A 24,421-nucleotide genomic window follows, 5' to 3' on the forward strand; every position below is an offset into this window, starting at 1 on the left:
ACCGCCACAACTGACCCTCATGGAATTGTAAACGGTTCGACTGCGGCATAGACCGCGTCCGGCACATCTACCTTCAGCAATTCCATGTTGCGGGTCAGGCTCGAGGCCTTGGCTGTGCCGATCAGAACGTTGGCGACGACCGGCTCCCGCAACGGGAAATGCATTGCCGCAGCGGAGAGTGGGATCGAGTTGGCTTCTGCAATTTTCTGCATGGCACGAACGCGGCCGAGAATATCGTCTGAGGCAGGACCATAGTCAAAATTTGCGCCCGCAACCGGCCCCGTTGCGAGAATGCCGGAATTGAAGACACCACCGATCACCAGAGAAATCTGTTGTTTACGGCAGACTTCGAGCAAACCGCGCTCTGCGGAGCGATCCAGCAGTGAATAACGGCCAGCCAGTAAAATACAGTCTATCGGGTGCCTGGCAATCACGTCGAGACAGACTTCCACCTCGTTGACACCGAGACCATAAGCCGAGATCGCTCCCGATGATTTCAGTTCGTCCAGAGCGCGCATGCCGCTGTCCAGCAACTGACGTTGATAAATAGCATTTTTCTCCACGCCGTGCGTATAGACGCCAATATCGTGAACGTAGAGTATGTCGATCTTGTTCAGGCCAAGCCGGGCATAACTGAACTCGAACGAAAGCATGATCCCGTCGTAGCTGTAGTCGTAGTCAACCGTGAAAGGCAGGGGATTGACGTAAGAGTAGTCCGGCACCTGATCTTCCGGAACGGGGCGCAGCAGACGGCCGACCTTCGTAGAAAGCACATATGTCTCCCGCGGCTTGCTGCGCAGAAAATCGCCGGTCCGCCGTTCGGATAGACCGAAGCCGTAAAAGGGCGCGGTGTCGAAATAATGCATTCCCGCATCCCATGCCGCCTGCAACGTCTCCATCGCTGCTTCCTGCGTACATTCCCGGTAGAGCCCGCCGATCGCCGCGCCACCAAATCCGAATTGCGTTACTGCGAGCGGCGTCTTGCCTATTGTGCGGATATCCACGGTTGTTCTCCTAGAATTTTTTCCGGCTATTTCTTGCGCAACGCATCTGCCAGAGCTGCGCCGAAAGCGCCTTGTGGCGAAGGTTGCGGCTTCTGGCCGCCTGACGCAGGAGCCGCCGTGCGCGATGGCTTGTCAACGGGACGGGGACCGCGTGACGACTCGCTTCCCCCGCCATCCTTGCGCATTGTCAGGCTGATGCGATTGCGTTTGGGATCGACATCGACAACGCGTACTTTGACGACATCCCCAGCCTTGACGACTTCGTGTGCGTCTTTGACAAAGCGATCCGCCAATTGCGACAGGTGAACAAGGCCGTCCTGGTGCACGCCGATATCGACAAACGCACCGAAGGCGGCAACATTGGTAACCGTTCCCTCCAAGAGCATTCCGGGCTTCAGATCCTTTATGTTGTCGATGCCGTCGGCAAACGACGCCGTTTTGAATTCCGGCCGGGGATCTCGGCCAGGCTTTTCCAGTTCAGCAATGATATCCCGCACTGTCGGCAGGCCAAAGCGTTCATCGACGAAGACGCGGGGGTCAAGCGCCTTCAATGCGCTGCTGTCACTCATCAGTGACCTGACATCGCGACCGCAAGCGCTGACGATCTTCTTGGCAACACCATAGGCTTCCGGATGCACCGCGGACGCATCCAGCGGTTCGGTGCCGCCGGGAATGCGCAGGAAGCCGGCGCATTGTTCAAAGGCGCGCGGCCCGAGGCGTGCGACTTTCAGGAGGTCGCGACGGGTTTTGAATGGGCCAACCTCGTCGCGATGGGCGATAATCGCTTCAGCAAGTGAAGCACCGAGGCCGGAAATGCGTGCAAGCAAAGAAGCCGAAGCGGTGTTGAGATCAACGCCGACGGCGTTGACCGCATCTTCGACCACGCCTTCGAGCGAACGTGCAAGACGGTACTGGTCGACATCGTGCTGGTACTGGCCGACGCCGATGGATTTTGGCTCAATCTTGACGAGTTCCGCCAGCGGATCCTGCAAGCGACGGGCAATGGAGACGGCGCCGCGAAGCGACACGTCAAGCCCCGGGAATTCGGCAGCCGCAGTGGCCGATGCGGAATAGACCGAAGCTCCGGCTTCACTGACGATCACTTTCAGCGGTTTGGGCGGCGGCATGTCTGCCAACATATCGGCGACGAGACGTTCGGTCTCGCGACTCCCGGTGCCGTTGCCAATCGCGATAAGTTCGATCTTGTGCCTGACAACGAGCTTTGCCAGCTCGGCCTGTGTTCCGCGCACATCATTACGCGGCGGGAAGGGGTACACGGTCGTGGTGTCGAGAAGCTTGCCTGTGCCGTCGATGACAGCAACCTTCACGCCTGTACGAATGCCTGGATCGAGACCCATCGTTGCGCGCGAGCCTGCTGGCGCGGCCAACAGCAAATCTTTCAGATTGCGGGCGAAGACGTGGATTGCTTCTTCCTCGGCGCGTTCACGCAACGCGGTCATAAGATCGACGGAGAGATTGAGCGAGAGGCGAATACGCCATGTCCAGCGTACCACCTCCATCAACCAGTTGTCGGCTGCAGCACCATTGGCGTGGACTGAATAGGCATCGGCGATCATTCGCTCGACTGGTTTAGTCGCGGCGTTGTCTTCAGCATCGACTTCAAGGTCGAGCGACAGCACCTCTTCGTTGCGGCCCCGGAGCATAGCCAGAGCCCGGTGGCTCGGCACAATTGCCCAGCGCTCAAAATGATTGAAGTAGTCTGAAAACTTCGCTCCGACGTCCTGCTTGCCGTCTATTACCTTGGCACGGAGAACCGCGCGATCTTGCATGTACTTGCGCAGACGACCGACGAGTTCGGCGTTCTCCGAAAAGGTCTCGACAAGAATATCCCGGGCACCTTCGAGCGCAGCCTTCACATCGGGAACGTCGTCGTTCAGGAAACGCTTGGCCAGCTCGGAAGGAATGGTGCGCCGGTCTGACAAGATTGTTTCCGCCAGTGGGCCAAGCCCGCGTTCGCGGGCAATCTCGGCCTTGGTCCGTCGCTTGGGTTTGTATGGAAGGTAGATGTCTTCCAGCTCCGCCTTGGTGACTGCGCCGGCAATCTTGCCTTCAAGATCGTCGGTCAGCTTGCCCTGGCTGCGGATGGACTCGATGATCGTGTCACGGCGCGCATCGAGTTCGCGCAGATAGATGAGGCGTTCGTCGAGCGTGCGCAGCTGCGTATCGTCGAGCCCGCCCGTGACTTCCTTGCGATAGCGGGCAATGAAAGGGACGGTTGCTCCGCCATCGAGAAGTTCTATCGCCGCATTGGCCTGTTCGGGCCGTGCGTTGATCTCGGCGGCGATGAGACGAGCGATACGGGCGGTGTTGGCAGCACTGGCAGTCACGAGGCATTCCCATAAAACATGATCGGGCGGCCAACATAGTGGCGCCCGACCATGACCGCAATCGCCGGGGAGAAATCCCTCAGGTCTTTTTCAGCAGCGATTTGGCTTCCTTGATGCCAAGAGCCTCGGGCCGTGAGCAACTTGTCTTGATGTCGATGAACTTCTTTTCCTCGCCGGAGCGGAGAATGGAGACCATCACATCGACACCGTGCAAGGCGCGCTCCAGCGAACAGCGTATGTCACGCCCCTGCAGGATTGCGACGGCCATGTCGGCAAGTCCGGCTGTGCGGTAGTTGGCCATCATGCCGGCGGGATGCTTCTGGTTGGGTGTACCGAAAGGATGCGTCCAGGGCTTGACTGGTTTTGCCTTCTTTCCTGGTTTTGCCAACTTGACTTCACCGCCAAAGAAGTTCGGATCGGGCAGGAAGATCGAGCCGTCAGTGCCGTAAAGCTCCATATTCGGATGATGGTGAGCCCAGACATCCCAACTGGCTGACAAGGTCACCGAAGCGCCGCTTTCGAAGTCAAGCAGAGCTTGGATTGTCGTTGGCGTCGTCACCTTTATTGTCTCGCCCCTGCGTGGTTCGCTGGAGATTGTGCGGGTCGGCGTGGCCATCGATGTCAGCGCCGCGACACGCCTTATTGGGCCAATGAGGTTGATCAGATTGGCAATGTAGTAAGGGCCAAGATCGAGGATCGGCCCACCACCCGGACGGAAGAAGAAATCAGGATTGGGATGCCAGTGCTCCATGCCGTGGCTCAACACATGCGCTGTGCCTGAGGTTATGGTGCCGACCTGCCCGTCATCGACCAGTTTGCGTGCCAATTGGTGCGCACCGCCGAGATAAGTGTCGGGCGCGCATCCGGCTTTCAGGTTTTTCTTTGCGGCGAGCTTTTGCAATTCCAGCCCGTCCTTCAGCGATAGCGATAACGGCTTTTCTGAATAGAGATGTTTGCCGGCGGAGAGGATTTGCTTTGAGACGTCAAAGTGCGCGTCCGGGACCGTCAGGTTGACCACGAGATCGATGTCGTCGCTTGTCAGCAGTGCATCGATGCTACGGGCTTCGATGCCGTATTCTGAGGCACGTCCTGTCGCCGCCGTCTTGTTGATGTCGGCAATGCCACGGACTTCAATACCTTTGAAGAGCGGCGCAAGCCTCAGATAGGTCGTGGATATATTGCCGGCGCCGATGATGCCGATGCCTAATGTCTTGGCCATGTCGTTTGCTTTCTTCAGAACGCTTTCAGGGTACCGATGGAGCGGCGGGCGAATCGCTCATCGTCCGATGGATTGTCATGTTCCATGATGAAGTACTGCGCCGGCGTATCTCTGAGTGTTGATGTCAGCGCCTTCCAGTCGACAGTTCCATACCCGACGTCAGCCCAACCATCCTCGTTGGTATTCTGGCCCGGAGCAGCGATATCCTTGACATGCACCGCACTGATGCGTGAGCCATAGCTCTCGACCCACTGGAACGGATCGCCGCCGCCGCGGATGATCCAGGCTATGTCGGCTTCCCAGGAGATGCTTGGCGCTGCATCGAAGATCAGCTTTTGCGGAATAGAGCCATCAGGCAGCGCCTTGAACTCGAAGTCGTGATTGTGCCAGCCGAAGATATATCCGGCTTTGCTGTAGGTGGCATATGCCGCTTCCAGCCGCTCGCCGAAGGCTGACCAGCCCGCCGCATCGGTAGGGCGAAGGTCCACAGCAAGATGTGGACAATAGATTGCCTTCATGCCGAGCGTTCCGGCGATGTCGAGAACCTTCTGCGGTTCCTGTTCAAGGAGATCGATGCTGAAATGGCCCGATGGCATGGTCAGTCCATTGGCATCAAGTGCGGCCCTCGTTGCCTTGGCGTCGGCATAAACGCCGCCATAGCCTTCGACCTGCGCATAACCATTGCGCTTCAACATTTCGAGCGTCTTGTCGACTGGCGGAAAATTGCGGGAGCTGTAGAGCTGATAGGAAAAGTCGGTCACTTCATTTCTCCATGATGATGCTTGGGAATTTTCAAAGACGATTTTCTGTTACGGCGTCGAAGAGCGAGGCCATGGCGGGATTGAATATCAGGAATACCTTTTCGCCGGGCTGGTAGCGCCTGCCGGAATCGACGCGGACCGAGATGGCTTTTCCTGCGACCTTCAACCAGACGAGGCTGTCGGCGCCCATGGGCTCGTCGAGATCGACGACTGCCTCGCAGGAGCGGCCCGCGGAACCGGGCTGGTCACTGATAGCGATGTGTTCCGGCCGGAAGCCGAAGATGACTGTATGGCCGGGCGCCAAAGGTTGTTGCGCTTCATATCCTGCAAGCGAAATATCAAGATCGGCGACCCGGAAGACACGTGAGCCATTCGTCCCTGCGATCTCTCCTTTGAGGAAGTTCATGGCGGGTGAGCCGATGAAGCTTGCGACAAAGAGGTTGCGCGGTTTGTTATAGATCGTCAGCGGATCATCAAGCTGCTGGATCAGGCCGCCCTTCATGACCGCAATGCGATCCGCCAAGGTCAAGGCCTCGATCTGATCATGGGTGACGTAGATCATGGTATTGGCGAGTTTGTGGTGCAGCCGCTTGATCTCGACGCGCAGTTCCGAGCGCAGCTTGGCATCGAGATTGGAAAGAGGCTCGTCGAAAAGGAACACGTCAACATCGCGCACTAACGCCCGGCCGATGGCCACGCGCTGGCGCTGACCGCCGGACAATTCGGCAGGTTTACGTTGCAGCAGGGGACCTATTTGCAAGATTTCCGCCGCATGCGCGATGCGATTCTGGATTTCCGCAGCGGGCAGTCCAGCCACGCGCAACCCGAATGAAAGGTTCTTCTCTACAGTCATTTGGGGGTAGAGCGCATAGGACTGGAAGACCATGCCGATGCCGCGATCCTTGGGCTCCTCCCAAGTCACATTCTTGCCCTTGATGAAAATTTGTCCGTCGGAGATATCGAGCAGGCCGGCGATGCAATTCAGCAAAGTGGATTTTCCGCAACCGGACGGCCCGAGAAGGACGAGAAACTCGCCGTCCGCGACCTCGATATTGAGGTTTTTCAAAACGCTGATCGAGCCGAAATTGAGCGAGAGATCCTTGATTGAAACGCTATGCAATTTGGTCACCCTTTAACGGCGCCAGCGGCGATGCCTCTGACGAAATACTTGCCTGAAAAGAAATAAACGAGGAGCGGCACTGCACCGGTGAGAATGGTCGCAGCCATGTTGACGTTGTATTCCTTCACCCCTTGTGTCGAGTTGACGATGTTGTTGAGTTGCACGGTCATCGGGAAATTCTTGGTGCCGGCGAAGATCACGCCGAACAGGAAGTCGTTCCAGATGCCGGTCACCTGGAGGATCACAGCGACGACGAAAATCGGTAGGGACATCGGCAGCATGATTTGCAGGAAGATGCGCCAGAATCCGGCTCCGTCCACGCGTGCCGCCTTGAACAGCTCCGGGGGCAGGGAAACGAAGTAATTGCGGAAGAGGAGGGTAAGGATCGGCATGCCGAAGATGGTGTGGATGACGACGACACCCGTCAGAGTTCCGAAGATGCCGAGTTGTCGCGTGATGATGACGAGGGGATAGAGCATCACCTGATAAGGGATGAAGGCGCCGAAAATCAGCGCCGTGAAGAACAGCTCCGAGCCTTTGAAGCGCCAGTTGGAGAGGGCGTAGCCATTCACCGAAGCGATGATGATCGAGAGGATCACACTTGGGACCAGAATCTTCATCGAGTTGAAGAAGCCGACCTTGATACCTTCGCAGTAAAGGCCCGTGCATGCACTGTTCCAGGCCGTCGCCCAAGGTTGGAAGGTGACCTCGACCGGCGGGGAGAAAATGTTGCCCAGTCGAATCTCGGGCATACCCTTCAGTGAAGTCATAATCATCACATAGAGGGGAATGAGGTAGTAAATAGCTGCCACAAGGAGCGCTGAATAAATCATAATCGATGCGGGTGACAGGAAGCGCTTGGGTCGACTTCCTCGCGGCTCGGCGCTGGAGAGGGATGAGCTCATTTCGAGACTTCTCCTTTGCGATACCGGGGCCGGAATTCCAGCAGCGCCCAAGGTACGAGAATAATGAGCACTGTCGTGAGCATGATCGTCGAGGCGGCGAGGCCCTGACCCAGATTGCCACGCGAGAACATCAGATCGTAGACGTATTTCGCGGGGACCTCCGAGGATATGCCTGGCCCGCCATTTGTCAGGGCGACGACGAGATCATAGACCTTGACGATAGTCGCCGAAATGATGACGAGCGTGGTGATGAAGACCGGTCGCATCATCGGAATGATGATGAAAAGATAGGTTTTCCACGCCGGGATCCCGTCAACGCGCGCTGCCTTCCAGATTTCATCGTCAATGTTGCGCAAACCCGCGAGCATCAGTGCCATGACAAGGCCCGTGCCTTGCCACAGACCCGCGATCACAATGGCATAGATGGTAAAACGGCCATCGGTCAGGATAGGGAAAGTGAAGGTTTCAAAACCGAGGTCGCGAACGACCTTCTGCACGCCATAGGCCGGGGTGAGTATCCATTGCCAGACAAGGCCGGTAACGATGAACGATAGAGCATGCGGGTAGAGGAATATGGTGCGGAAGGTATTTTCGAAGCGGATTTTCTGATCCATCAATGCAGCGAGAATAAATCCGAGTACCAGCGAAAAGCTCAAAGACAAAACACCGAAGATAGCGAGGTTCTTAAGGGAAACGGTCCAGCGCGACGTCCGGAAAAGCCGCACATACTGATCCATCCCGACGAAATCGAGCGTTGGCAGAGAGCGCGAGGATGTAAACGAATAGACAACCGTCCATAATGTGCAGCCGACGAAGACAACAAGCACTGTGACGATCATCGGCACCGCCGCGATTTTGGCGTTCAGATTGCGTAGGGGGGCAAACGGGCGCCGGCTCCCAGCCATCGAAGTCTCCATTCCTGACACTGGATGCCGGACTCGAGAGGCCGGCATCGCTGCTACGGTGGTCGCTCGAGTTATTTGGCTTCGCCGATGATCTCGACATAGCGCGCCTGTGCATCCTCGACCGTCATGCTCTTGTCGGCGAAGAACTCCGTCGTCAGATCTTCGATCTGACCCTGCGTATCGGAGGAGAAAGCCTGTTCGTATGAAGGCAGCACATTGTTGCTGTCCGCCAATATCTTGATGCCCTTTTGCATGCATGCATTGGCAGTCTGCATGTCGACGTCGCCGCGTATTGGCAGCGAGCCCTTGGCGAGATTAAATGCAACCTGCGTCTCCTTGGAGACAAGCATGCTGGCAAGCTTCAGTTGGGCTTTTGTGATCTCGGGGTTCGCGTTTTTCGGAAAATAGAAGGCGTCGCCTCCTGTATCGAGGACGGGATGAACCCCGAGGCCCGGAAGGCAGTCATAATCTGTGCCCGCGACCTTTCCGGCCACGCCGAATTCGCCCTGTGCCCAATCGCCCATGATTTGCCCTGCGGCTTTTCCCGTTAGAACGAGAGACGTCGCTTCGTTCCACTGCCGTCCGACGTAGCCGGGGTCAGCAAGGTCTCGCGCATCGGCAAAAGCTTGCCAAACGGCCTTCATTTCGGGACTGCCAGCGGCTTCGGTACTCTTTTCATCCATGATCTTGAGATAGAGGTCCTTGCCGCCAAGGTTGGCCAGCATCACGCGGAACACGCCGTCGATCTGCCACGCATCACCGGTCGCAAGCGGGATGATGCCTTTTTCCTTTAGCTTGGGTGCTGCAGCGACGAATTCGTTCCAGTTTGTGGGGACCGCTGCGCCGGCTTCTTTGAAGGCGTTGGGATTGATCCACATCCATTGCCAGGAATGGATGTTGACCGGAACGCAATAAATCTTGCCCTCATACTTGCAGGCATCGAGCAGCTTGGCGGGGCGAATAAAATCGGCCCAGCCTTCTTTGGTAGCAAGCTCGGTCAGGTCTGTCATCAACCCGGCCTTGACGAGATCTTCGGCATCGCGGCCAGTATTCAACTGGGTGGCACCCATTGGATTTCCGCCAAGAATGCGGCTGACGATGATCGGGCGGGCTGTACTGCCGCTGCCGGCGATCGCGCCGTCCACCCATTTGTCGCCGCCCAATTTGTCGTAGGATTCGGCGAGAACCTTGGCAGCTGCCGCCTCACCGCCAGAAGTCCACCAGTGAGTGACTTCCAGGTCAGCAGCACCAGCCTGGCTGGCTGTGAAAAGAAATGTCGACGTGGCAAGAGCGGTCAAGACAGAACGGTAACGCATCGTATCCTCCCAAATCTGAAACGTTACAGGTAGGCTAGTGTAAAGCGCCATCAAGTGCAATCGCTGAAAGTCAATTTTTTCGAGATTGACGTTGCGGATTTGTTGATTTGCCAAATAATGCTGTAAATTCAGGGTAATAAACAATTGTGACTATGCTGTGCGATTGCCAAGTGGCGTCAATATCGTCTAGGATCACGTTGTGCCACCAGCCAAAAAATTCGGATTGCAGTATTTTTGTAAAACGATACAGATACTATCAAAGGAAGGCTTGAACAGCCGATTGAATATGAAGACGACAGAAGGCGATCAGAAACCTGTAATCGGTACTGCCGAACCTGTTGAGGGCGAGAGGCCGACGTTGAAGACGATTGCCTTCATGGCCGGCCTTGGTGTCACCACTGTTTCGCGCGCGCTCAAGGATGCGCCGGAAATTGGCCAGGCGACCAAGAATCGGGTTCAGCTGATCGCCAAGCAGATTGGATACCGGCCCAACCGTGCCGGTGTGCGTCTTCGCACCGGCAAGACCAATGTCATCAGCCTCGTGCTCAATGCCCAGTCGGAGATCATGGGACTTACCTCAAACATGGTCTATGGAATTTCCGAAGTGCTGTCGGAGACGCCCTACCATCTGACCGTGACGCCTTATTCGGTGAAAAATGACCCGATGCAGCCAATACGCTACATCGTCGAAACGGGCTCGGCGGACGGGATCATCATGTCGCGTACGGAGCCGAATGACCCGCGCGTCCGCTACCTTACAGAACATGGCATTCCGTTCGCTACGCATGGCCGGACAGAGATGGGGATCGAGCATCCGTTCCATGATTTCGACAACGAGGCCTTCGCCTATCTCTCGGTGAAGAGCTTGTTGGCGAGGGGACGTCGCAGGATCGCCATGCTTGCGGGCCCGTCGCCTTCGGTCACTTATTACCGGCATCTCCATCGGGGTTTCTCGCGTGCGGTGGAGGAGGGAGGCGCGAGTACGGTTGCTGTGTCCGATATTGATGTCGATACCTCGCTGGGCCGTATCAGGAACCGGATGGAGGAGATCATGTCAGCCTCAAACCGCCCCGACGGCATTGTCTGCTGTAGTGGCAGCGCGGCCATTGCTCTGGTTGCAGGTATTGAAGCCGCCGGACTGAAGATTGGCGGGGATGTCGACCTTGTCTCAAAGCAGTCGACCGATGTGCTGCAATGGTTCCGCCCGCAAATCATCGTGTTCAATGAGGATGTTCGCCATGCCGGACGTGAACTGGCGCGAGCAGTATTGCGAAGGATAGCCGGGGTCGATGCTCGGGAACTACAGAGTCTCAGTTACCCTGATGAACACGATCTGCGCTCGTGAAGTGTCACGGATCGTTCAGAGTTCCTCCAAGCATAGCTCGAATGTGATGCAGACGGGGTTTTCACCACGAAGCAGCTCCCCGCGTGTGACATTGCCCTGGGTGTCGACCATGACGATTTCGACACGTGTTCCGGTTGACTGGCACGTGACGAAGCCTCGGGTAACGAAGACTTCGGTTGCGATATCGTCTACTTTGGAACCATCCCCATAGCGTGCGCCGATCAGGCTGCCTATGCCGCCGCGCAATTTTGCTGCGGCGAAGTCATGTTTCCGGCAGATCGCCTCCAGTGCAAGGATGATGTCCTCATTTGGGCAAACACGTGCGATCACCGTGCGCGGACCATTGTTGGCGGCAATCGTCGTTTTTAAAGGTACCGGATGAAAGAGTGTGAAGGCGGTCTCTTCATCGGGCTCCGATACCATTCGCACGTCCTCGACACCCCAGGCAATTGCATGAATGGGCCGGCTGATGATCGTTTCATGCGGTAGGATATGTCCAGCACCGCGCTTGCCGTCTTGTTCGGTCCAGATGGCATGGCAATGGATAAAAGAGGCGCCGTCACGCTCGCCGAAGGTAACATTACCGTTCTCAAGCCGCGTTTCGCCAGCTGGCGAGAATAGGTCGCTGTACCAGGCAGCGTGATGCCCGTCCGTCGCAAGCGCCGGCATAATATAGTGGAATGGATTGAAAGCCCCGCCGGTAAGAACAAGTGAAGCCGCTGTAACGCCGGCCGCCCGAAGCGGCCGGGCAATGGCGTCATTCATGCTTTGGCCAGGCTCAAGCGTGAATTCCAGCCGTCGGCCGACGCCCTCAAAACTCTCGAAGCGTTTTAAGCGTGGAGGCCCAGGTTGTCGCAGAAACCGCTCAGACACCGGTCACCGCCGCAAGCCGTCGCAGGATGAGTAGCATATTATAAATTCCAAATTCCGTTCACAGGCCGCCAAGTTGTGGCATAGTTCCACAAACGAATAAAATGATCCACAATATGGATCAATACGAGGAATTGGGATGGAGCAAGAGGTCAGACCGGTAGCAGGTCTCAACGGTTCGCAAAGCGTCGATAGGGCGCTTGGCCTCTTGAGCCTTGTCAGCTATTCCGGCGATGACGGCAGCACCTTGACTGATATCGTGGAACAAAGCGGCCTCAACAAACCCACTGCGCGTCGGTTACTTCTGGCGCTCATACGCTCTGGCCTGCTGGAACAGGACACTTTGACCCGACGATACTATCTCGGTCAGGAAGCTTACGTACTTGGCACCCTTGCGACACGGCGCTATGGCCTTCTACAAATCTCCCGCGACAGCCTTGGTTTTCTGTCGGCGAAAACACAGGACACCAGCTTCCTTTCAATCCAGCGCGATAGCTACGCCGTTTGTCTGCATCGCGAGGAAGGCACTTATCCGATTCGCACCCATGCATTGCAGGCTGGCTATCGCCATCCCTTGGGCGTGGGCGCCGGGTCACTGGCGATCCTGGCTGCGATGCAGGATGACGAGGTTGAAGTCATTTTAGCCGTGAATGAAGCCGCCCTCCTGACCGAGTATCCAAATCTTTATCCCGACCGCATTCGCGCTGACGTTGCCGCGGCGCGTGAAAACGGCTTTGCCCTCAACCCCGGGCTTATCCTTACCAATTCCTGGGGCATCGGTCTCGCCATTCGCTATCCGGATGGTCGGCCAGCCGGCGCCCTTAGTATTGCAGCCATCGACAGTCGCATGCAGCCCGCACGTCAAGCAGAACTCGCTGCTTTGATGCAAGGTGAGACGAGAAAAATCGAAGCGCGGCTCGCCCATCTTCAACCTCCCAATGATCGGCCAAAACGACCGTATGTTTCGAAGGTGGCGCCATGACTGCGAAACATGGATTGGTTGTCGAACCCATGTCAAAACGTGTGATGAATCTTTACGGGTTTCTCGCCCAATCAGCACGGCGCTTTCCGAAGGAGATTGCACTTGTCTGGGGCGAAAAAACATGGACATGGGCGCAACTGCAGCGCCGTGTCAACGCCATGGCCGCGGCGTTGCAAAAGGAATACGGCGTAGTCAAGGGGGACCGGGTTCTCGTTCAATCGCAGAATTGCAACCAGATGTTCGAATCCATGTTCGCCTGTTTCCAACTTGGAGCGGTGTGGGTTCCGACTAACTTCAGGCAGACATCCGACGAAGTGGCCTTTTTGGCGGCAGCAAGCGGCGCGAAGGGCATGATCTGCGGTTATTCATTTCCAGAACATGTCGAAGCCTGCCGGCAAACCTGCGTAGAGATGAAATTTGTCATTGCGATCGGAAAAGCTGATTTTGCTGATGATTACGATGATATTGTGGATCGTTTCGATAATGAAACGGTGACGACTGCCCCTGTGGATCATGATGATCCGTGCTGGTTCTTTTTCACCTCTGGCACGACTGGGCGGCCAAAGGCTGCTGTATTGACCCACGGTCAGATGGGATTCGTAGTGACCAATCACCTGTGCGACTTGATGCCGGGCACGACGCACGACGATGCCTCGCTCGTAGTCGCACCCTTATCGCACGGCGCCGGGATTCATCAGCTGACGCAGGTCGCTAGAGGTGCAAAAACCATTCTGCTGCCAACAGAGAAGCTTGATGTTGCCGAAGCCTGGCGGCTTGTCGAAAAATGGCGCGTGAGCAACATGTTTACCGTGCCGACGATCCTTAAAATGCTGACCGAACATCCCGCCGTACAGGAGCGGGATCATTCGTCATTGCGCTATGTAATCTATGCGGGCGCACCCATGTACCGGACGGATCAGATCAATGCCCTAAAGACGCTGGGGCGGGTGATCGTGCAGTATTTTGGACTGGGAGAGGTGACCGGCAATATTACTGTGTTACCGGCCACCGAGCATCATCTGGAACACAGCGAAGATGCGCGCCCGGGCACCTGCGGTTATGCACGCACCGCAATGCAAATATCGATCCAGGATGATAACGGAAATGAAGTTTCGCCCGGCGTAACCGGCGAGATTTGCGTGATCGGTCCAGCCGTTTTCGCTGGTTATTACAATAATCCGGAGGCCAATGCGAAAGCCTTTCGCAATGGCTGGTTCCGCACCGGCGATCTCGGACACATGGATGAAACGGGATTTCTCTTCATCACAGGACGAGCCTCAGACATGTATATTTCTGGCGGCTCCAACATTTATCCGCGCGAGATCGAGGAGAAGTTATTGACGCATCCGGACATCAGCGAAGTGGCGGTACTGGGTATTCCGGATCCGGTATGGGGCGAGGTCGGCCTTGCGGTCTGTGTTGCTCGCCCCGGCACTGCGCCGGAAGTGGAGGAGATCATTACCTGGCTCGGCGACACGATAGCTCGCTACAAAATACCGAAGCGGCTTGTGTTCTGGCCGGAGATGCCGAAATCCGCCTATGGCAAAGTCGCCAAGAAGCTGATCCGCGAACAGCTCATCAAGCGCCGCGAACTCGATGAACCGGCGGAACAGTAATCAACAGAGCGCATTCTTCCTTTACCATCGGTTTTGTTGCATTGCAGCAAATTGGTTGCATTGCAGCAAAAATTCCGTACTCTTGCAAGAATCGGGAGGAGCCACTGTTTGCAAAGGATGCCAGCATGCTCCAGGTTGTAATTCTCATTTGCTCAACAAGTCTGTCGCCGATGGATTGCCAATCGAACACGGCGCTGGATGTGATTTACGGGCCACAGACCAGCAACGCCATGATGTGCGGGATGCAGGGACAGGCTTTCGTAGCACGCACAGCCATTGTCGGACGTTCGCCCAACGAGTTCATCAAAATCAGATGCTCACCGTTGAAGCCCATCAAGGCGGCTCTGCGACAATAGCATTCGACGCGCGTGCCTCAGGCGGTGTCCCTGTTGACGTTGAGGATTTCGCGCTTGCCGACATGATTGGCAGGGCCAACCAGCCCTTCCTTTTCCATCCGCTCCACCAAAGAAGCGGCGCGGTTGTAGCCGATCTGCAGCCGTCGCTGGATGTACGAGGTCGAACATTTTTTGTCACGCAGCATGACTTTGACTGCCTGATCGTAGAGCTCGTTCCCATCTTCCGCGGCCATGGCGCCCTTGTCGAAGACCGCACTATCGTCAGTGTCCGCGTCTTCTTCATCGCTTTCATCGGCCGTCACGGTGTCGAGATAGTCGGGCTGCCCTTGAGTCTTCAGATGCGCAACGACCTTTTCGACTTCTTCATCTGAAACGAAAGGACCGTGGACGCGCGCGATACGGCCGCCGCCGACCATATGCAGCATGTCGCCCTGGCCTAGCAACTGCTCAGCACCCTGCTCGCCGAGAATGGTGCGGCTGTCTATTTTGGATGTGACCTGAAACGAGATGCGGGTCGGGAAATTAGCCTTGATGGTTCCGGTGATCACATCGACCGAAGGGCGTTGAGTCGCCATGATCAGATGGATGCCGGCGGCACGTGCCATCTGGGCGAGGCGCTGGATCGCTCCTTCGATATCCTTGCCTGCCACCATCATCAGGTCGGCCATTTCATCGACAATGATGACGATATATGGCATCGGCGTGAGGTCCATTGCCTCCTGCTGATATTGCGCTTCGCCGGTTCCCTTGTCGAAGCCGGTTTGCACGGTGCACATCACCGTCTCGCCCTTTTCCTGCGCGCTGGTAACGCGGGCGTTGAAACCATCGATATTACGCACGCCGAGCTTCGACATTTTTCTGTAGCGGTCTTCCATCTCGCGCACAGCCCATTTTAGAGCCATGACTGCCTTCTTTGGATCGGTGACGACAGGGGTAAGAAGATGCGGGATGCCGTCATAGATGGACAGTTCAAGCATTTTTGGGTCGACCATGATCAGACGGCACTCGTCCGGTGTCAGCCGGTAGAGCAGCGATAGAATCATCGTATTGATGGCGACCGATTTTCCGGAACCGGTCGTACCGGCTACGAGCAGGTGCGGCATCTTGGCGAGTTCGGCGATCACAGGCTCACCACCAATGGTCTTGCCAAGGCAAAGTGCGAGTTTGAATCTGGTCTTGTCGAAATTATCGGATGCGACCATCTCGCGAAGATAGACGGTCTCTCGCGTCGTATTGGGCAATTCAATACCGATGACGTTACGTCCGGGAACAACAGCGACACGAGCAGACAGCGCCGACATGGAACGGGCGATGTCGTCGGCAAGACCGATGACACGCGAGGATTTCACGCCCGGCGCTGGTTCGAATTCATAGAGTGTGACGACCGGGCCGGGCCGCACATGGATGATCTCGCCGCGAATGCCGAAATCTTCCAGCACGCTTTCGAGAAGCCCGGCGTTCTGTTCGAGCGTTTCCTGCGAAATGGTGACGGCATCATGTGTGATCGCCTCTTGCAACAGGGTTACCGGCGGCTTTTCGTAAGTGCCGCGCGGGGCCGGAAAAATGCGTGGTTTAACGGGATCCGCTACCGCAATCTGCCGTGGTGGGAGCGGGGCTTGGACAGGTGCAATCTCTCGGCGCCGGCTGATGCTGCGCTGGGAAGTGACCGCGGGAACGGGTTCGGGAATTGCGTTCAAACCCGCATCAACGTTATCGCTCTCCCCCAGTTGCTGTTCAGGCGTCGGCGCGGCATGGTGGTTCACCTCCACGCGCATTGCGTCGAGTGGTGGCGACATGAGTGGCGGTTTTAGTGTCGCAAAGGGCTCAACCACGCGGAAGCGAGCGGTGATTTCGTCGGGGCTGAATCTCGGCATTGGTTTGACAGGGGAAGGAGCTGCAACTAATGCAATCCCTCCTATAAAGTCAGCGGATTCGAAGAATGCGTAGTCCGATACATAAGCCAATGGCGAGCGTTCGGGCGCCGGAGTTTTGATTTTCGTGTGGGCCTCGGCAACTGCGGGACCTTGCGGCACGACAACCGCGAGAGGTTGAGCTGGTATTGGCGTCTGGCCGAAGAGGAGGGACCCTCCGGACTCAGGATCGCGAACGCGAGGGGGTACGACGATTGCTTCCACGTTCCTTGCCGGTTTTGCAGAAGCCGGACGTTTCGCATCCGCCTTCGGTGCCATAGTAACTTCTGTCGGTGCCGGGTCCTTGTTTTTCAAGAGTTCGCTGTCGGGTGTCCGGGTGAAACGGACATTCTCGGATAGTGAAAACATACGCTTCGAAATCGGCGCAAACGATGCGCCTGCATCAAATCCGCCTGCCGGAACTGGTACCGGCGCTGCCGCCGACGCTGACCCGGATGTCGCGGGAGCGATCGGCCGTTTGACCGTAACGCTCTCATAGAGGGTGCCTGAATTTGCGTTGGTAAGGTCTACCGGAGGTGACGGTGGAAGCGGCACGTGGACCAACCCTTCACCGCCGCTGTTTTCAAACTCATATTCATCTGCTTTTACTGGAAAATTTGTTCTGGGGATACGCATGATGCCTGCAGCGGAACGATGTGAGATTACCGAAGGGGTGCTCATCTGAATAGAAAACCAAGGTTAACAACTTGCTACTTTTGGCGAGAGCGTCTCGATTTCATGCGCAAATTGTCTGCCATTCATGCTAGGAACTTACATTCTGTAGTTCACGCAAATTTCACATCAGAAAGCAGTTTGTAATGGCGATCAAATTCGCATTGAAAGATACCACTTCGAAGTCCCCGACCGAGACAAAATCCATCGCATCAAAATCAACAGAAATGCAGGCATCGGATACCAAGGATGCACCCGATAGCGATCTGTTCGAGCCCAAGCCGGCCGACCAAAAACGCAAAAAGAAGAAGTGGTAAAATAGTGTAGTTGCCCCAATAAATTGGTTAAATTGCGTTAACTATAAAGTTCTTGACGCGACTCGGTCCTTCCCTCAATTTGGTTACGGTTTTTGAGGGTAACAGGCCAAATAGGCGTTACACAGATTTTGCGGTGTTAGTATCGAGCTGCAGCGTTAAATTGTTGTCCAGCGTTACCCTTTTGGTATTTCTGTCGAATCGGCGCATCATTCCAGAGCGCGGTCAGGCAGTCTATTAACAGGCGCACAGGATCAACACGTGACTTTATTGAATACAGCGCAGACAAACCGGACTGTTGATGCCCAGTTACAAGGCGTTTCATCCCTGCCTGTCGCCTTGCCGGCTGACCGCGCGATCGCGGCGGATGCCGAGATGCTCTCAGCGCAGTTACAGGCGATGCGCAATCGGTTGTTTCCGCCGACTGCCCAGAAGACTTTGCGTAAGTTCACCAGTGGCGAGGCTGCGAAGCTGATTGGTGTATCCGACGGTTATCTGCGGCAGCTCTCGATTGCGGGCGAGGGGCCGCAGCCGGAAACTGGAAGCGGCGGTCGCCGGCTTTATACGCTTGCCGAGATCAATGCGCTGCGCCGGCATCTTGCCGAGGCTGGCGGTGCCAAGGCGAAAACGTATCTTCCGCATCGCGACCCCAGCGCCAACGAGCATATGCAGGTTATCGCGGTCACCAATTTTAAAGGCGGCTCCGGCAAGACAACGACGAGTGCACATCTTGCGCAACATCTCGCCATGGCCGGGTTTCGGGTGCTGGCTGTTGATCTTGATCCACAGGCATCGATGTCGGCGCTTTTCGGTTACCAGCCGGAACTCGACCTCACCGGAAATGATACGCTCTATGGCGCAATTCGTTATGATGGCGAACGCAGGCTGCTGCGCGATATCATCTGCAAGACCTATTTCGATGGTCTCGATCTTATCCCTGGTAATCTCGAACTACAGGAATTCGAACACACGACACCGCAAATGCTGGCGGATCGGCAGCATGGCACGCAGAGTGTCGAGCAGCAATTGTTCTTCGCGCGTGTTCAGGCCGCGCTGGATACGGTGGCGGATGATTATGATGTCGTCGTCATCGACTGTCCTCCGCAGCTAGGGTTCCTGACGCTTTCGGCGCTTTGTGCGGCTACATCGGTGCTGGTGACGGTTCATCCGCAGATGCTTGATGTTGCCTCTATGAGCCAGTTCCTGTTCATGACAGCAGATCTTCTCGCCGTCGTGCGCGAAGCGGGCGGCGAACTTAACTTCGATTTCATGCGCTATCTCATTACGCGCTTCGAGCCCAATGATGCACCTCAGCAACAAATCGCAGGTTTCCTGCGCTCCTTGTTCGGCGAGCGCGTGCTGACGAACTCGGTTGTCAAATCGACGGCTTTCTCGGATGCGGGCCTGACCAAGCAGACGCTTTATGAGGTTTCTCGCGACAGCTTCACTCGCGCTACCTATGACCGCGCGTTTGAATCGCTGACTTCCGTCAACTCTGAAATCCAGGGCCTGATCTTCAAGGCCTGGAACCGGCCGGGGTGAGGGCGCGATGATGGCCGACAAAAACCGTAGGGATCAGCTCAAGGCGCTGTTTGAGACAGTAGAGACTAATTCGGCGCCCGAGCAGCAGCCAGCCGAGCTCGCCCCAACGCGGCAGAGCGCTTCGGTAGAGCCGTTGAAGCCGCGTGCCGCTTCTGGTGCGATCAAGGCGATGGGCCTGTCGCTGGGCGGAATATCGAAGGAGATCGAGGATGCACGACGACTGAAGGAGAGCTTCGAGGGTAGCGAGCGGGTCGTCGAGCTCGATCCGGCGCTTGTCGAGAGCTCATTTATCGAAGATCGGCTCAGCCACGATTCCGGATCGGATGACAGTTTCGAGGAGCTGGTCGAAAGTATCCGGCAGAATGGACAGCAGGTTCCTATCCTTGTTCGCCCGCATCCGGAAAAGCAGGGCCATTACCAGACAGCTTATGGCCATCGCCGCCTGCGCGCTGCTCGACGTGTCGGAAAGCCCGTGCAGGCTATCGTCCGCAATCTCACCGATGTGCAGCTTGTCCTGGCGCAGGGCAAGGAAAACACCGAGCGGCGCGATCTATCCTTCATCGAACGTGCTTTCTTTGCCCGCAATCTTGTCGAGCGGGGCTTCGAGCGCGGTCTTGTGCAGGATGCACTATCCCTGGATAAGGCAGAGATGACGCGGTTTCTTCAGGTCGCGGCAGCTGTACCAGCACTGGTGGTTCGCGCTATCGGACCCGCGCCAAAGATCGGCCGGCCACGGTGGGTCCGGTTTGCTGAGTTGCTCAAATCCGGTGACGCGCAGGCTGCTGCGCTGAATGAAATCGCGCTGGAGCCGTTCAGTGTCGCTGACAGCAACGCACGCTTCAACCGCGTCTTCGAGCGGCTCCTGAAAAACGTCGAGCCTGTCGCACCGGCGCCGCGCAATACGCCGTCGGTCGTTGGCACTAAATCCTCAAGCCCCAGCGCAATCGCGCAGTTGAATTCAGACAGGGGAAGACAAGTTCTGACCTTTGCCGATCATATTCCGCAAGATTTTGCGGTATTCGTAACGGGAGAGCTCGAGACTTTGCTTGCCCGCTACAATAGCCGGTCACGTGACAAATAGCGCTGCGACTTCAGTCGCTACAAGGCCGGTTGGTTGAGTAAGCACTAAGCCCAAAACCGGATTGCGGTTCTGGACAGTTTAAAAGGACGAGAGAAGGAAAACAACGGCAAGAAAAAAGGCCCCCAGAACGTTACCGTCCCGGAAGCCCTCTTCAATGTAGCAATTTTAGAGAATCACTTCCACCCAGACTTGTCAAGAGTCGGACGCGTTTCGGCATGCCTTTTCATTGCCTCAACTTGAGGTAAAGGACCATGACTGATCGTTTTGCAACGACGCCATTTGGCGGTCGTTCGTTGTCGCACGCCATGTTTGCTGTGCAAGAAAAGACAGCACGGGCTCGCGAAAAACTGGCGGGTACGGACAGAAACCACCCGGAGAAGTGGGCGCTGTTGCGGTCATTGACCGAGGCTCGTACAGCGTTTTTCCTTTCGGACCGCACAATTGCCGTTCTGGAAGCATTGCTGAGCTTCTATCCCGAGACACTGCTGGACGGCAGTGCACCACTGATTGTCTTTCCGTCCAATGCAGAGCTTTCCATGCGTACCCGCGGCATGTCCTCCGCGACAATTCGCAGGCACCTTTCAGCACTCGTCGAGACCGGCCTGATCATTCGTCGTGACAGTCCCAATGGCAAACGCTATGCGCGGCGCGGCGAAACCGGCGAGATCGAACATGCTTTTGGCTTTGACCTCTCACCATTGGCGCTACGAGCGGGCGAAATCGAGGCCCATGCGGCTCAGGCAAGGGATCTGGCGCGAGCCGTTCATCGTGTACGCAGCGAAATCACCATCCATCTTCGAGATGTATCCAAGACCATCGATGCCGGGCTCAGCGAGGAACGTGCGGGTGACTGGGAAACATACGCTGATGAGCTGGCAGCGCTTTCGGGACGAGTAAGCAGGCATCTGCCACTGGAGACGCTTCGGGTGCGATGCGATGCCCTTGCAAGCTTGAGAGAGAGAGTTGAGAAGACTTACCTGGCATCGCTTTCAGACAAAGAAATGAGCGCCAGTGACTCTTCTTTTGAGCACCATATTCAGAATTCAAATATAGACCACCAATTTGAAAGGGCCCACGAAACAGGCCAGAAGCAATCCGACGAGCTACAATCCCAAAACAACGCGCCCGGGCGGATAGTTGCGCTGAGCAAAATGAGAAATCGCTTGGAAGCGGCACGGCGAAATAGAAACCGTGGTGACGGCGGTTTGACCGATGACAGGCCGAACCTTGAAACGAGATCGGTGCCAATGTCACTGGAGGCGGTGTTGAGTGCTTGCCCGCAGATCATCGATTATTCCCGTGACGGCATCGAGGACTGGCGCGAGCTTGTGAATACGGCGGGACTGGTTCGCTCGATGCTCGGTGTATCACCCGATGCCTGGCAAAGGGCGCGCGATACCATGGGTGATATCAACGCGTCGATCACGATTGCTGCCATTCTTGAACGTATCGGTGATATCCGTTCACCCGGAGGCTATCTCAGGGCACTGACCGATCGCGCCGAAATCGGCCAGTATTCAGTGCTTCCGGTGATCAAGGCGTTAGATGGAGAAAAGCGGGCGTGAGTGGCTTCTCTACCTTGCCAGTCGCACCGTTGGCAAAGACGTTGCAATTCAGCCTTGCAAAAGGGGTAGTTGTCGAGAATGGGAATGGCGGTTTTGCCGCTTCGGATGGCTCTATTGTGAGGTCAATGTGCTGGCCGGAATATTAGCCTCACCATCTCAAGTCGCATCCATTTTTGAACATTGCGACTGTGATGATGGATATGGTCAACTGAGGCTCTGGCTGCCTCGCGTTGCCTTCATTTTTTGTACTTGTAATTACTACCGGTTGCCCGCTCTTTCGTTGATTTCGACGTCGATACTTTATGAATTTTTAGGAAGCGTTCCATGGATGTTATGGGCCCGAAAATATCTGAGAAGCTTGGCCGGATGAAGACAAACCTGGCATTCCCGTTATTGCCATCATCGGTATCCCGCTTCTAGCTCTACTGATTGTGCTGTTGTTATGACTTGGCTTTGCTTTGCAGCGTCAGCAGGCCGACTTGACCAAGACGTATTCCGAACGCACAGCCGAGTTTCTCGCCCGGGACCTGGCCGATCAATTGGGACAATTGCTAGCTGCGGCTATACTTATGGGATGGGACCATGGTTCAGGAATGCGGCTTCAGAGCAAGAGTTTCTGGATGCTTATGCGGAAGACGCTGCGCTGCCTGCCGTGCCCGGCAATGGGTTGACGGCCTGAAGAAACCCGTCCTTGCGGCCCGCGCCCTTAATCGACGCGGCCCCGTGCGGCGACAGGCTCAATCTCAACCACTTCGTTGCCTGAAATCAGGATGACCTGATCGAACAGGTTCGAGACGACACAGGCGTGATTGGGAATGATACGAAGCCGATCTCCGATCCGGGGCTTCTCCTCACAGGCTGAAAAATCGATCGCGCCATGTTCCTCGCTGAGCGAGGTAATCACTGCATCCGGATAGCCAACAATATACCCGAACCCATCCATTCCAAACGTATCGCTGGTAAGGGCTTTAGAACCGGCATCGACAATTACACGATTCTCCGTTGGGCGGCTGACCACCGTCGTGAGTACTGTAAGCGCGCAATCATCCCATGTGCCGACCCCTTTCGCGACCTGAAAGCGGTCCATGTAGATATACGTGCCAGGCCGATGTTCCGTTGCGCTCGTGACTTCGTGTGCCCGCCACATATCCGGAGAACCGCCATTGGAAATGATGCGCGGGTCAAGTCCGGCGGCGATGGCCTTTTGTTTGGCGGCAGACAGAAAAGCTTCATTTTCGGCAATCGCACCGGTCTTCGGATAAGTCATGAAGCCTGCGAAACGAAGGCCCCTGGCCGCATCGATCAGTTTTGCCAGCGCAACAGCTTCGTCGGCCGATTGTACGCCGCAACGTCCCATGCCGGTGTCGCATTCTACCAGTACGGTGAGCGGCCTTGCCGCATCGTTGAACGTTTCGGAAAGACCGCGGACGGTAACTTCACTGTCGGCGGTGACAGCCAGCGTGACGCGTTTATTCAGCGCCATCAGCCTGCCGAGTTTCGCTTCGCCGATAATGTTATAGGGCAGAAAGATATCCGTCAGTCCTGCATCGGCCATGACTTCTGCCTCACCAAGTTTCTGGCAGGTTATCCCGACTGCGCCCAACTCAACCTGGCGCTTGGCAAAACGCGGCAATTTATGCGTCTTGATGTGCGGACGCACCGCCAGTCCGTGTTTGTCGGCATAGGCTTGGAAGCGCTGCATGTTGGTCTCGGCGCGATCGATATCAATGAGGACGGCCGGTGTGTCGATTTCGGACAGTTTCATTTCAATCTCCAAGCACATCGTTGATGAAAGGCAGATTTCCGGCCGTCAGCCCGGCATCGACGTTAAGCGTAGCACCCGTGATACCCGATGCAGCACTCGAGCTGAGGAATACTGCTGCTTGCGCCACTTCATCAGGGGTCACCATGCGCCCAAGCGGGTAGTGCGGCAGGACTTTTGCCAGAAGCTCGGGCTCCCTTTGCAGCCGGTGATCCCACGCTGGTGTTCGTACGGAACCTGGACAGACTGCATTGGCTCGTATGCCAAATCGCCCACGCTCCACAGCGAGCGCTTTCATATAGGAGATCAATCCCGCCTTGGCCGCCGAATAGGCCGGATTACCGTAGTGGCCGAGCGCGTTGACCGAGGAGATAAACACGATATTGCCGCTGCCGCGTTTGCTCATGTTAGCGACGATGGGGGCCGTGACGTGGAATACGCCGTTCAGATTGGTGGCGATTTCCTGTTCCCATACATCGCCATCGACTTGATCGAGCGTTTCGCCGCGCGTGAAACCGGCATTGTTGATCAGTACATCCGGAACGCCACGGTCCGCGATGAAATCACCGATCGCCTTGGATGCAGCCGCTTTGTCATTGAGATCGAAAACCAGACGGTTTGAGAGAGGAAGGCTTTCAATCAGACGTCGTTGCTGATCGGCGCCGGACACAATAGCGCCCAAGCCATTGTAAGCTTCGATAAGTGCTTGGCCGATACCCCCACCGGCGCCGGTGATGAGCACGTGTTTGCCTTTGAGGCCAGGTTCACCGTGCGATGTTGGAGAAGTCATGCGCGCATCCAGTTGATTTTTTGCTCATTAATGACTGC

General features: G+C 56.2%; 20 protein-coding genes. 8 read left to right on the forward strand and 12 right to left on the reverse strand.

The window, feature by feature from the left end:
- Positions 1–17: 17 nt before the first annotated feature.
- From LB462_RS06170 to LB462_RS06205, 8 genes are all read right to left on the reverse strand, one after another.
- The gene (locus LB462_RS06170; protein ID WP_224506472.1) at positions 18–1,004 is read right to left on the reverse strand and encodes an aldo/keto reductase; all 987 of its coding nucleotides are present in this window, start codon (positions 1,002–1,004) and stop codon (positions 18–20) included.
- Positions 1,005–1,030: 26 nt separating this feature from the next.
- Positions 1,031–3,352 (reverse strand): Tex family protein, encoded by a 2,322-nt coding sequence (locus LB462_RS06175; RefSeq protein WP_224506473.1) that lies wholly within the window; start codon positions 3,350–3,352, stop codon positions 1,031–1,033.
- 79 nt (positions 3,353–3,431) lie between these two features.
- Complete coding sequence (locus LB462_RS06180) at positions 3,432–4,571, reverse strand: Gfo/Idh/MocA family protein (RefSeq protein ID WP_224506474.1); 1,140 nt, start codon at positions 4,569–4,571, stop codon at positions 3,432–3,434.
- 14 nt (positions 4,572–4,585) lie between these two features.
- Entirely contained in the window at positions 4,586–5,332 is a 747-nt protein-coding gene (locus tag LB462_RS06185; RefSeq protein WP_183663145.1) for a sugar phosphate isomerase/epimerase family protein, read from the reverse strand.
- A gap of 31 nt (positions 5,333–5,363) precedes the next feature.
- Positions 5,364–6,452 carry an ABC transporter ATP-binding protein gene (locus LB462_RS06190; protein WP_255626495.1) on the reverse strand — a complete coding sequence of 363 codons (1,089 nt, stop codon included), beginning with the start codon at positions 6,450–6,452 and terminating at the stop codon, positions 5,364–5,366.
- 5 nt (positions 6,453–6,457) lie between these two features.
- Positions 6,458–7,357, reverse strand: coding sequence for a carbohydrate ABC transporter permease (locus LB462_RS06195; protein ID WP_183663139.1), 900 nt, complete (start codon positions 7,355–7,357; stop codon positions 6,458–6,460).
- Positions 7,354–8,262 carry a carbohydrate ABC transporter permease gene (locus tag LB462_RS06200; protein WP_112531410.1) on the reverse strand — a complete coding sequence of 303 codons (909 nt, stop codon included), beginning with the start codon at positions 8,260–8,262 and terminating at the stop codon, positions 7,354–7,356. The genes LB462_RS06195 and LB462_RS06200 overlap by 4 nt, the downstream gene beginning before the upstream one ends.
- Positions 8,263–8,333: 71 nt before the next feature.
- Positions 8,334–9,578, reverse strand: coding sequence for an ABC transporter substrate-binding protein (locus LB462_RS06205; RefSeq protein ID WP_112531411.1), 1,245 nt, complete (start codon positions 9,576–9,578; stop codon positions 8,334–8,336).
- A 286-nt stretch (positions 9,579–9,864) separates the two neighbouring features.
- Here LB462_RS06205 and LB462_RS06210 point away from each other — a divergent pair, with 286 nt between their 5' ends.
- Entirely contained in the window at positions 9,865–10,923 is a 1,059-nt protein-coding gene (locus LB462_RS06210; protein ID WP_112531412.1) for a LacI family transcriptional regulator, read from the forward strand.
- A gap of 15 nt (positions 10,924–10,938) precedes the next feature.
- On the opposite strand, the gene LB462_RS06215 is transcribed toward LB462_RS06210, so the two are convergent.
- Positions 10,939–11,688: a PCC domain-containing protein gene (locus tag LB462_RS06215; protein ID WP_224506476.1), complete on the reverse strand. Its 750-nt coding sequence runs from the start codon at positions 11,686–11,688 to the stop codon at positions 10,939–10,941.
- 244 nt (positions 11,689–11,932) lie between these two features.
- On the opposite strand from LB462_RS06215, the gene LB462_RS06220 reads away from it, so the two are divergent.
- From LB462_RS06220 to LB462_RS06230, 3 genes are all read left to right on the forward strand, one after another.
- Entirely contained in the window at positions 11,933–12,775 is an 843-nt protein-coding gene (locus tag LB462_RS06220; RefSeq protein ID WP_112531414.1) for an IclR family transcriptional regulator, read from the forward strand.
- Positions 12,772–14,391: an acyl-CoA synthetase gene (locus tag LB462_RS06225; RefSeq protein ID WP_224506477.1), complete on the forward strand. Its 1,620-nt coding sequence runs from the start codon at positions 12,772–12,774 to the stop codon at positions 14,389–14,391. Before LB462_RS06220 ends, LB462_RS06225 begins: the two co-directional genes overlap by 4 nt.
- Before the next feature lie 125 nt (positions 14,392–14,516).
- Entirely contained in the window at positions 14,517–14,747 is a 231-nt protein-coding gene (locus LB462_RS06230) for a hypothetical protein (RefSeq protein ID WP_114432309.1), read from the forward strand.
- Positions 14,748–14,764: 17 nt separating this feature from the next.
- Here the strand turns inward: LB462_RS06230 and LB462_RS06235 are convergent, their stop codons facing one another.
- Positions 14,765–17,293: a DNA translocase FtsK gene (locus tag LB462_RS06235; protein WP_224506478.1), complete on the reverse strand. Its 2,529-nt coding sequence runs from the start codon at positions 17,291–17,293 to the stop codon at positions 14,765–14,767.
- A gap of 182 nt (positions 17,294–17,475) precedes the next feature.
- Between LB462_RS06235 and LB462_RS06240 the strand changes: the two genes are divergently transcribed.
- The 4 genes from LB462_RS06240 to repC all read left to right on the forward strand — a co-directional run bounded on the left by LB462_RS06240 (position 17,476) and on the right by repC (position 21,831).
- On the forward strand, positions 17,476–17,646 hold the full coding sequence (locus tag LB462_RS06240; protein WP_162702020.1) for a hypothetical protein: 171 nt from the start codon (positions 17,476–17,478) through the stop codon (positions 17,644–17,646).
- 324 nt (positions 17,647–17,970) lie between these two features.
- Positions 17,971–19,185 carry a plasmid partitioning protein RepA gene (repA, locus tag LB462_RS06245; RefSeq protein ID WP_112531616.1) on the forward strand — a complete coding sequence of 405 codons (1,215 nt, stop codon included), beginning with the start codon at positions 17,971–17,973 and terminating at the stop codon, positions 19,183–19,185.
- A 7-nt stretch (positions 19,186–19,192) separates the two neighbouring features.
- Positions 19,193–20,266: a plasmid partitioning protein RepB gene (gene repB / locus LB462_RS06250; protein WP_224506479.1), complete on the forward strand. Its 1,074-nt coding sequence runs from the start codon at positions 19,193–19,195 to the stop codon at positions 20,264–20,266.
- A 251-nt stretch (positions 20,267–20,517) separates the two neighbouring features.
- The gene (gene repC / locus LB462_RS06255) at positions 20,518–21,831 is read left to right on the forward strand and encodes a plasmid replication protein RepC (RefSeq protein WP_224506480.1); all 1,314 of its coding nucleotides are present in this window, start codon (positions 20,518–20,520) and stop codon (positions 21,829–21,831) included.
- A gap of 706 nt (positions 21,832–22,537) precedes the next feature.
- On the opposite strand, the gene LB462_RS06260 is transcribed toward repC, so the two are convergent.
- On the reverse strand, positions 22,538–23,596 hold the full coding sequence (locus LB462_RS06260; RefSeq protein WP_224506481.1) for a D-TA family PLP-dependent enzyme: 1,059 nt from the start codon (positions 23,594–23,596) through the stop codon (positions 22,538–22,540).
- Between the two features lies 1 nt (position 23,597).
- A complete protein-coding gene (locus tag LB462_RS06265; RefSeq protein WP_183663116.1) occupies positions 23,598–24,383 on the reverse strand; it encodes an SDR family oxidoreductase in 786 nt (261 codons plus the stop codon).
- Positions 24,384–24,421 lie beyond the last annotated feature (38 nt).

The sequence above is a fragment of the Phyllobacterium chamaecytisi genome (assembly GCF_020164455.1).
In the GTDB taxonomy this organism is placed as follows: domain Bacteria; phylum Pseudomonadota; class Alphaproteobacteria; order Rhizobiales; family Rhizobiaceae; genus Phyllobacterium; species Phyllobacterium chamaecytisi.

What these genes read in the sequence shown, in the direction of transcription:
- LB462_RS06180 (WP_224506474.1), bottom strand. Translation starts at nt 4,571, where the DNA reads ATGGCCAAGACATTAGGCATCGGCATCATCGGCGCCGGCAATATATCC.
- LB462_RS06195 (WP_183663139.1), bottom strand. Translation starts at nt 7,357, where the DNA reads ATGAGCTCATCCCTCTCCAGCGCCGAGCCGCGAGGAAGTCGACCCAAG.
- LB462_RS06200 (WP_112531410.1), bottom strand. Translation starts at nt 8,262, where the DNA reads ATGGCTGGGAGCCGGCGCCCGTTTGCCCCCCTACGCAATCTGAACGCC.
- LB462_RS06205 (WP_112531411.1), bottom strand. Translation starts at nt 9,578, where the DNA reads ATGCGTTACCGTTCTGTCTTGACCGCTCTTGCCACGTCGACATTTCTT.
- LB462_RS06210 (WP_112531412.1), top strand. Translation starts at nt 9,865, where the DNA reads ATGAAGACGACAGAAGGCGATCAGAAACCTGTAATCGGTACTGCCGAA.
- LB462_RS06215 (WP_224506476.1), bottom strand. Translation starts at nt 11,688, where the DNA reads ATGAATGACGCCATTGCCCGGCCGCTTCGGGCGGCCGGCGTTACAGCG.
- LB462_RS06220 (WP_112531414.1), top strand. Translation starts at nt 11,933, where the DNA reads ATGGAGCAAGAGGTCAGACCGGTAGCAGGTCTCAACGGTTCGCAAAGC.
- LB462_RS06225 (WP_224506477.1), top strand. Translation starts at nt 12,772, where the DNA reads ATGACTGCGAAACATGGATTGGTTGTCGAACCCATGTCAAAACGTGTG.
- LB462_RS06230 (WP_114432309.1), top strand. Translation starts at nt 14,517, where the DNA reads ATGCTCCAGGTTGTAATTCTCATTTGCTCAACAAGTCTGTCGCCGATG.
- LB462_RS06235 (WP_224506478.1), bottom strand. Translation starts at nt 17,293, where the DNA reads ATGCGTATCCCCAGAACAAATTTTCCAGTAAAAGCAGATGAATATGAG.
- LB462_RS06240 (WP_162702020.1), top strand. Translation starts at nt 17,476, where the DNA reads ATGGCGATCAAATTCGCATTGAAAGATACCACTTCGAAGTCCCCGACC.
- repB (WP_224506479.1), top strand. Translation starts at nt 19,193, where the DNA reads ATGATGGCCGACAAAAACCGTAGGGATCAGCTCAAGGCGCTGTTTGAG.
- repC (WP_224506480.1), top strand. Translation starts at nt 20,518, where the DNA reads ATGACTGATCGTTTTGCAACGACGCCATTTGGCGGTCGTTCGTTGTCG.
- LB462_RS06260 (WP_224506481.1), bottom strand. Translation starts at nt 23,596, where the DNA reads ATGAAACTGTCCGAAATCGACACACCGGCCGTCCTCATTGATATCGAT.
- LB462_RS06265 (WP_183663116.1), bottom strand. Translation starts at nt 24,383, where the DNA reads ATGACTTCTCCAACATCGCACGGTGAACCTGGCCTCAAAGGCAAACAC.